General features: G+C 42.9%; 5 protein-coding genes and 2 pseudogenes. 1 reads left to right on the plus strand and 6 read right to left on the minus strand.

Features of this window, described 5'->3' with window-relative positions:
• Window positions 1-167 precede the first annotated feature (167 nt).
• The 6 genes and pseudogenes from IM456_RS07430 to IM456_RS07455 all read right to left on the minus strand — a co-directional run bounded on the left by IM456_RS07430 (window position 168) and on the right by IM456_RS07455 (window position 5,979).
• Window positions 168-836: a DUF4145 domain-containing protein gene (locus IM456_RS07430; protein ID WP_149987964.1), complete on the minus strand. Its 669-nt coding sequence runs from the start codon at window positions 834-836 to the stop codon at window positions 168-170.
• 164 nt (window positions 837-1,000) lie between these two features.
• Window positions 1,001-1,576, minus strand: a complete 576-nt coding sequence (locus IM456_RS07435; RefSeq protein ID WP_149987965.1) for a Uma2 family endonuclease — start codon at window positions 1,574-1,576, stop codon at window positions 1,001-1,003.
• Between the two features lie 212 nt (window positions 1,577-1,788).
• Window positions 1,789-2,235 (minus strand): annotated as a pseudogene (locus IM456_RS07440) (helix-turn-helix domain-containing protein); the annotation flags it as partial.
• Between the two features lie 100 nt (window positions 2,236-2,335).
• On the minus strand, window positions 2,336-3,043 hold the full coding sequence (locus tag IM456_RS07445; RefSeq protein ID WP_149987966.1) for a hypothetical protein: 708 nt from the start codon (window positions 3,041-3,043) through the stop codon (window positions 2,336-2,338).
• Between the two features lie 348 nt (window positions 3,044-3,391).
• Window positions 3,392-5,323 carry a transglycosylase domain-containing protein gene (locus IM456_RS07450; protein WP_149987967.1) on the minus strand — a complete coding sequence of 644 codons (1,932 nt, stop codon included), beginning with the start codon at window positions 5,321-5,323 and terminating at the stop codon, window positions 3,392-3,394.
• 170 nt (window positions 5,324-5,493) lie between these two features.
• Window positions 5,494-5,979, minus strand: a complete 486-nt coding sequence (locus IM456_RS07455; protein ID WP_149987968.1) for a pentapeptide repeat-containing protein — start codon at window positions 5,977-5,979, stop codon at window positions 5,494-5,496.
• A 390-nt stretch (window positions 5,980-6,369) separates the two neighbouring features.
• On the opposite strand from IM456_RS07455, the pseudogene IM456_RS07460 reads away from it, so the two are divergent.
• Window positions 6,370-6,810: pseudogene (locus IM456_RS07460) on the plus strand (YebC/PmpR family DNA-binding transcriptional regulator); the annotation flags it as partial.
• Window positions 6,811-6,949 lie beyond the last annotated feature (139 nt).

Genomic DNA, 6,949 nt, shown 5'->3' on the forward strand with positions numbered 1-6,949 from the left:
AATCCTTATCCGGCAAGAGACTTAATTGATTAGTTCGCTCTAGATCGAAAACAATTAACAAAAATCGCCAAATGTCTTTCTCTATAAGAGTTTTATTCCTTGTAACCCTGTACGTTGCATAAGACAAACCGAAGAGCCATAATTTCCTATCCCACTTGTTAGACAAGCTAATCTACAAGGTAGTCGGCAAGAAATCGGCTAACATCTTTAATCATGTCAGAAACATCTTGAACTGTAAATTCATCCTGTTTTCCATGGGCAGCGCTATTACGAATATCTGCGATCGCTGTTATTCGCTTCTGATTCAATTTGTTATATACACCAGCTTTTGCCAATTCGGAATTCATTTTATCTAACTTCCCATGCGGAATCCCACTTCTATCACATAACTCTCGCAATGCCGTCTCTAACACAACTCCTGCAATCACAGCCGCAGCGGTATAATAACCACTAGAAAAAAGCTCATTTGCTTGTTCAAGCTCAGAATCAAAAACTTCGGCTTGAACCAGTGTTTTAATAGACGAGAGATAACCACCCTCAAAATCTTCTTTTGCTGCCAAAAATACCGCTTTAAATGCCTTAAATATCTCATAAGTTGGATAATACCTGTTCTCTTCTTCCCGCTCAAATTGTTTGAAGTGCTGAGAATCTTCACCACAAACTTTAGACAATAAGTTTTTTACTTTTACCTTCCAGCTTAAAAGTAAGTAGCTATCGATGACTTCATTGGTGCCGCCAATTATCTCTCTTTGGAGAACTTTTTTAGAAGATTCCAATTGGGATGCTTGCTCCTCTAGCTCTTCAAATCGCTGCTTAAAAACTTCTTTCAACGTCATAAGTAGGTAGGTGTTAAAAATTATCATATACCACCCTTATCAAGGAGGCAGGGGGGATCAAAGACAAAATCTATCTTCAATTTAATTATAACCACTTACTTAACCTTAAAAGAATTGAATTCCGTCTAACGACCAAGTTAGTCCTCGTGCTTCTCCCCCGACTTCTACTTACTCTGTCTAGCTTGACCAACTTTTAGCCATGCAAAGATTTGTTGTGGAGTCAGTGTCAACTGAACCCCTGCAATTACCTTAAGTTGGTGATCCCCTCTGCAAACTTCCGGCTCTTGTTGGGGAGTAAACATTAAAACAGAATAATCATCTGGATCAAGCATCCATCCTAATTTACTGCCATGTTTTAAACAATGTAGAATGTTGTCAATTACACGGTTTACCTTTTGATCCGGTGAAAGAATTTCGATAGTCCAATCAGGTGCTTTGGTAAAGTCGTCCTCCGGTTCACCTGCTTGATTCAGGTTAATTCGATTCCATGCAATTACTGCCACATCAGGAACGATCGAACGCCCGCCGAAGGTACATCGCAACTCAGGTAAGGCTGTATAATCAGCAGTGTGGCTGTCAACCTCAGCTAAAAGACGTTTTTGCAGGATAGAGTGTCGAGTCTTAGGTATGGGTTTCTGAATTGCGACTCCATGCAAGTATTCCCATGCTGGAGAATCCTCCAAATATGGCAATTTGAGGAAATCTTCAAGGGTGAGACTCTCAGTCAAGGAAGTCGTCATCGGTTCAAGCAAAGGTTTTTTTGTGACTTTATTATAAATGAACTTTATCTGGGTTTCTTACCCACGATTCAGGTATATTTGATGAGAATTTGCCCTCTCAATCAAATGGGTCGATTTCTTAACTATTCTGACTGACTGGTATCACTGGAAATGCCCACGGGGATCACAAAATTGACCAATTGTCAATAGCTTTTCAGATGCTCTCACCTTGGTTTTGGTGCTTCCCACTCTTCCTTTTCTAGTTCTTTAGCAAAGTGATTAAATATTAACCCAACTTCTTCCCATCCTAACCCTTCTTCTCGACTTATTTCTTCGACACTAGAATTTTTTACTCTCTCATAAATCATCGATTCATAGCGGATTGTATGATGCTGTCTTAATCTCATAAAACTCAATCTTTCGCTAATATATTTCTGGCACTTTTGACAATGAAACTGGCGGCGTGGTACTTTTAAATATACCAGATTGCCTAATATTGATAAATCTCTGACTAGATTGTACTCTGTCTGATTGATTCTGTCCAATATTTGATGACAATTCTGACATTCAATTGTTTCATTTAAAAGAGCAAGCTTTAGGAAAATTGTCTGATCAATTTTTTGATAATTGACCACTGTTACATTTGGTAAATCGAGGAGTTGATCAAAATTTATCCACATAACCCACCTCCTGTCCTGTATTACTATTATACCATGCTCACACAGAACCTAGAAGAGCCAAATTTGCCTGTAGTGGTTATGCAAAGATATTGCCCATAATCTACGGTGTTTTTGGAGAAGATGTTGGTGAAGAGTTTGTCGGAACAGGAGAGCTTTGTAAAGGTGAGGTTGTCTTTAAAGAGTCGATTTTTGATACAAAAGTATAATAGGATACAACATTTGTTCCTATAATAGTTGTCAATGCCAAAAATAAAGTAATCATATTATTCCTAAAATAACTTTCAACAGATCCCTCGATCTTTGATACCTGTTGGCTTAGTTTGTTAAAATCATCTTTAGAAACCAAAGGGCTTGTTGAATTTGACAACTCCCTTCTAATAACTTCTAAGCTTGGCAGCTCTTTTACTTTGTCATTAATTCTATCTAAATCTAACTCCCGAATTCTCGTAAGAGATGTCTCTAGAAGTCCTAGAGATTTACCTTGATTGTCAAATTTTTCTGCAAAAATTTGAAACCTCTCCTTGAGATTTTCGTCAATACCACTAGAATATTGTTTGAAACGATCTGTTTCTTTCTTAAATTCATCTAGTTGTTTCTCAATAGATCGAACAGAGCCATTCGCTTCGCTAATGAGTCTTTCATATCTTTCGGTAGCAGCTTTCCACAAAGCAGACTGAGTTTCTAGCTGACCAGCCGTATAAGTCAGGTTAGTCTCCACACTCTGAAGTTTTTCCGTAACGGCCTGCATAGCTCCTCGCAAGCTTTCTAAGAGTTGACTTCGCTCTTCTTCTGTCGGCTTAGTTGTCATGTCTTTGCGGTCACAATCATAATTGTATTAAACCCTCTCCATCATAGCACATTTATAGGTCAAGTTAGCTGTCGATATTTCCCTTTAACTGACCCGAAACCAGAACTAGGCGCATCACTACTTATTAGACTGACTGGAATCTGCCTAATATCTCGTCTAGGGTGATTAGACCGACAAAGTACATCCAAGACCCCTTAAGCGTGATTAGACCGATACATTCTGTCTAAGCTCCCCTTTCAGAGCGATTGGACCGACAACTTCAGTGTACTTCCAATAGCGAACAACGACTAACAAAGTTCATACTATTTCACGAAAATGTTCGCAGGCATAACCAATTAGATTAACCATCTACTTAACTGTTGGTTTGCGGAATTTGGAAGGAGAGGGAAAATATTCTACCCGTTCATTTTTAAGAGCTTGTGCCATGAAATCGCGCCAAATGGGAGCAGCAAAACCACCGCCGGTGATACCTTTACCTAAAGTGCGGTTTCGGTCATCTCCAATCCACACTGCGGTGGCTAATTGGGGAACATAACCGACAAACCAGACATTTTTCTCGTTATCGGTAGTACCGGTTTTTCCCGCTGCTGGACGACCGATTTGGGCCGAAGTGGCTGTTCCCCCTTGAATAACTCCCTGTAGGACAGAATTGAGGGAAGCGGTGGCCCAGGGGTCTAAAACTAGCTTCGGTTTGGGTGTATTATCGAGCATGACGTTACCACGGCTATCAGTAACACGCATGATAAAGGTAGGCTTAGAATGCCAGCCATTACTGGCAAAAGTAGCGTAGGCCCCCGCCATTTCCAGAGGAGTCACATCCACCGATCCCAAAGGTAAAGAGGTCACGGCAATTAAAGGACTCTCGAAACCCAGCAGACGACAGACTTCAATGACTTTATTCAACCCGACACGACGACCGAGAATAACTGCGGGAATATTCAGAGACTGCATCAGAGCGCTACGCAGGGAAACTTGACCAGAATAGCCGCCACCGTAGTTTTTTGGGCTATAGAAGCCGCCGGCCTCGCGAAAACGGACGGGAGAATCATTAACCACCGTTTCGGGGGTAAAACGACCACTAGCGAAGGCAGTATAGTAAACGAAAGGTTTAAAAGCTGACCCCGGTTGACGACGGGATTGGATGGCCCGGTTTAATTGACTTTTATTGTAATCAACGCCACCGACGAGCGCCTTGACGAAATGGGTGCGGGGATCCACCGCGACTAGAGAAATTTGTAGGTCTTTGGTGCGAATACCGCGACGACGCAAGCTATTATAGGCCCGTTGAATGGTGGACTCGGCCATGTTTTGAAAGTCGAGATCGATCGTGGTTTGAATCCGCATTCCCCCTTTAATTAGAGTTTCTTTGCCAAATTTTTGCCGCAATTCTGCCACCACTGCATCGGTAACGTAGGGTAATTTACTTTCTTGCCAAGCGGTGGGTTTACCCAGTTTCAGAGGTTCCTTTAAAGCGGCCTCTTCCTGTGCGGGGGTAATCCAAGCTAAAGTACGCATCCGACTGAGAACCAGTGCCTGTCTTTCCTTGGCGGTTTTATAATTATTAAAAGGACTATAAACTTCCGGCGCTTGGATTAATCCCGCCATCATCGCCGATTCTGCTAAATTTAACTGGGCAGCGGGTTTATTAAAATAACTTTTAGCGGCGGTTTGCACTCCGTAATTATTATGACCCCAATAGATATTATTGAGGTACATTTCCAGAATGTCATTTTTGCTAAAAACCTGCTCCACTCGTACTGCCAGGACCGCCTCGGCTAATTTACGGCTAACGGTGCGCTGATGGGAGAGAAAAATATTTTTGACTAACTGCATGGTGATAGTAGATGCACCTTCCACCACACCGCCACTTTTCCAGTTAGCGACTACTGCCCGGCCGATACTATTAGGATTAATACCACGATGGTGATAAAAATGGCTATCTTCGATCGCCATCACGGCGCGTTTTAGATTGGGAGAAATTTGATCGAGTTCCACCACCTCCCGATTCGCTTCCCCGTGTAAGCTGGTCAGGGGTCTGCCTTTAACATCGTAGATATAACTGGTTTCCGTGGGGACGTAACCGCGTAAAATCCTCACATCGGGTAGATTGCGGTAACTAATCGCTAATCCTACCACAGCCCCCGTCACCACGGCCGTGGATACCATCAACAGGCCCAGAGCAGTTCCCCCTGCGACTCTGGAGACTCCTTGGAAAAAGCTATCCGAGTCACTACTAGGTTTCTGCTCTTTGTCTTGATTGCCGAGGGTACTGGTGGACACGATGGTTACAATTTCCTTTTTCCAAGAGGGGACTGATCGATCGAACTGACTTGAAAGTCTATTCTAAAGGTTGTGTTAAAAAATTGAATACTAGCTTACAGCAATTATGGCCGATCTGGCTCTAGTTTGATCGGTCATGACAGCGCGATTCGGGGCAGCATAGTTAGGTATCAGCGACAAAATAGGGTATCGCGGGTATTTCTGCCAGTTACTGGGTTAGTTCCCGTCGCTCTCTCACAAAGATATTTTTCCACATCGGAGCGAATAATTGCATCGGTAAAATCGGCCCCGTCGATAATTGCACCTTTGATTAAAATGTTAGTGGCAAAAGCTCCTTCGAGAACGGCATTGGTAAAGTTGGCTTTGGTTAAACGGGCCGATTCTAAATCCACATTTCTCATATTGGCATCGCTAAAGTTGGCCCCCTCCAAGTTGGCAGAAAAAAAGCGTACTCCTTCCAGGTTGGCACGACTGAAGTTACTACCGCGCAGATTAGAGTGATCGAAGGTGGAATCGCGCAAATCCTGCCCCGCAAAGTCGTTATCGGTCAAATTGCGGTTATTATAACTTAGCGCTTGGGCCGGAGCCACAGAGAATAATAATACTAATATACTAGCAACCAAGGTTAGTAGAGTTTTGCGAGAAAATTGCGCCATATTGCCACCTGATCAATCAACCTTTTCTATAATAAGCTGTACTGGATTTAAACCGCCTATCGGGAATTTTAGTACAAATGCTCGAACTAGCCGCCCCCCTATAGTTTCTCAACAGGATTTATGATCATTAGACCTCTGGGATAATTAATTTTTGATGGTTTAAAAACGGCAAAAATAAGAATTAAACTGCCTAAAATCTGTAAATAGACCATTTAGTTAATTATTATTCATTCTTAATTCTCCTGACGACCGGCTACTGACTCCTAACCCTAACAACAATTTTTAGTTTTCACAAGAGGTCTATTACCCGGCACTCGTTGACAACTATCCCCGGATTTACCAAGGGCGATCGATCTGCTAGATTTTTGATGTTGGATATCTTAGATAGATATGGCTGGTCATAGTAAATGGGCAAATATTAAACGACAAAAAGCCCGGGTTGATGCCAAAAAAGGGCAAACTTTCACCCAGTTATCCCGGGCCATTATCGTGGCTACCCGTAACGGTGTTCCCGATCCGGCGGGCAATTTTCAGCTACGCACGGCGATCGAAAAAGCCAAGGCGGCCGGTATTCCTAATGACAATATCGAAAGAGCAATCGCTAAAGGGGCGGGAACTTGGGAAAATGACTCAGCTTTTGAGGAAATTCGCTACGAGGGTTATGGTCCCGGGGGTGTGGCGATCCTGATCGAAGCACTGACCGATAATCGCAATCGCACGGCGGCAGATCTGCGGGCGGCTTTTAGCAAAAATGGCGGTAATTTAGGTGAAACGGGCTGTGTGGGCTGGATGTTTGACCATAAGGGGGTAATTCGTCTTGAGGGAACTATTGTTGACATCCTCGCCGCCCTAAAAGTGCGGCGATTCCTAAACCTCACGATTTAAGTTTCTGCTTCCACCACCGTCGCATACCACAGTTAAAAAACCATGTACTGTCTTACACAGAGTCCACAGACTTTCGCCCCATTTC

This window comes from Microcystis sp. M079S1 (genome assembly GCF_020246425.1).
GTDB lineage: Bacteria > Cyanobacteriota > Cyanobacteriia > Cyanobacteriales > Microcystaceae > Microcystis > Microcystis aeruginosa.

Excerpts from the sequence above, each read along its gene's own strand:
- IM456_RS07430 (WP_149987964.1), bottom strand. The coding sequence starts at position 836 with ATGACGTTGAAAGAAGTTTTTAAGCAGCGATTTGAAGAGCTAGAGGAG.
- IM456_RS07435 (WP_149987965.1), bottom strand. The coding sequence starts at position 1,576 with ATGACGACTTCCTTGACTGAGAGTCTCACCCTTGAAGATTTCCTCAAA.
- IM456_RS07445 (WP_149987966.1), bottom strand. The coding sequence starts at position 3,043 with ATGACAACTAAGCCGACAGAAGAAGAGCGAAGTCAACTCTTAGAAAGC.
- IM456_RS07455 (WP_149987968.1), bottom strand. The coding sequence starts at position 5,979 with ATGGCGCAATTTTCTCGCAAAACTCTACTAACCTTGGTTGCTAGTATA.